Source organism: Okeania sp. SIO2C9, assembly GCF_010672455.1.
GTDB lineage: Bacteria > Cyanobacteriota > Cyanobacteriia > Cyanobacteriales > Microcoleaceae > Okeania.
Window position 1 is genome coordinate 1 of sequence record NZ_JAAHGO010000295.1, and the last position, 1,079, is coordinate 1,079.

Sequence of the window (1,079 nt, forward strand, 5' to 3'; positions counted from 1 at the left end):
ATCGGCAAACTATGTTAAGTCCCAGAAGAACAAAATTCCGCAAACAGCAACGCGGGCGTATGAGAGGCATAGCTACTCGTGGCAGTAACTTAAACTTTGGCGAATTTGGTCTACAAGCAACTGAACCCTGCTGGATTACAGCCCGCCAAATCGAAGCAGGTCGTCGCGCGATGACCCGCTACATCCGTCGTGGTGGCAAAATCTGGATCCGTATTTTTCCTGATAAACCAGTCACCATGAGGGCTGCAGAAACACGTATGGGTTCTGGAAAAGGTTCACCAGAGTTTTGGGTTGCTGTGGTTAAGCCTGGGCGGATTCTCTATGAAATCGCTGGTGTGCCAGAAGCCACTGCCCGTGAAGCAATGCGTTTGGCAGCTAATAAGTTGCCAATCAAAACTAAGTTTATTACCCGTCAAGAGCAATAGGTGCCAATTATGCCTCTACCCAAGATAGAAGAGGTTAGAAAATTAAGCGATCAGGAATTAGCCGAAGCAATTGTAGCGGCGAAACGAGAACTGTTTGATCTGCGGCTGCAAAAGGCAACTCAACGCCTGGAAAAAAACCATCAGTTTAAGCATCTTCGGCATCGTATTTCCCAAATGATGACAGTAGAAAGAGAACGCCAATTGGCTACAGCCAAAGCCGCAGCTGAAGCTTCAACTGACACCCAACCAACAGATATAGAGCCAGATACACAACCAGAGACAACAGAAGAGGAAAAGGAGTAGACCTAGATGGCAGTTAAAGAAAGAGTTGGTATGGTCGTCAGCGACAAAATGAACAAAACCGTTGTCGTGGCAGTTGAAAACCGCTCACCCCACCCTAAGTATCAGAAAATTGTGGTGCGGACAAAGCGATATAAAGTTCATGATGAACAGAATGAGTGCAAAGAGGGCGATCGCGTCCGGATTAGAGAAACACGACCTCTGAGTCGCACTAAGCGTTGGACAATCGCTGAAATTCTCGGTCATGCCTCGGAGTCCTAAACAAATTAAGCAATTGACTCACAAGGAGGAAAACCATGATTCAACAAGAGTCTTACCTGAATGTCGCCGATAACAGCGGTGCCAGAAAGATCA

The 1,079-nt window shown here is 46.8% G+C and carries 4 protein-coding genes; all 4 read left to right on the forward strand.

All coding sequences use genetic code 11. From position 1 onward, the window contains the following. Positions 1–11: 11 nt before the first annotated feature. Entirely contained in the window at positions 12–425 is a 414-nt protein-coding gene (gene rplP, locus F6K23_RS41125) for a 50S ribosomal protein L16 (RefSeq protein ID WP_293167058.1), read from the forward strand. A gap of 9 nt (positions 426–434) precedes the next feature. Beyond that, complete coding sequence (gene rpmC / locus F6K23_RS41130) at positions 435–728, forward strand: 50S ribosomal protein L29 (RefSeq protein WP_293167054.1); 294 nt, start codon at positions 435–437, stop codon at positions 726–728. Positions 729–734: 6 nt separating this feature from the next. Beyond that, positions 735–986, forward strand: a complete 252-nt coding sequence (rpsQ, locus tag F6K23_RS41135; RefSeq protein WP_293167056.1) for a 30S ribosomal protein S17 — start codon at positions 735–737, stop codon at positions 984–986. A 35-nt stretch (positions 987–1,021) separates the two neighbouring features. Further along, positions 1,022–1,079 (forward strand): uL14 family ribosomal protein (locus F6K23_RS42755; protein WP_367267990.1); only part of this gene is annotated, 58 nt, incomplete at its 3' end.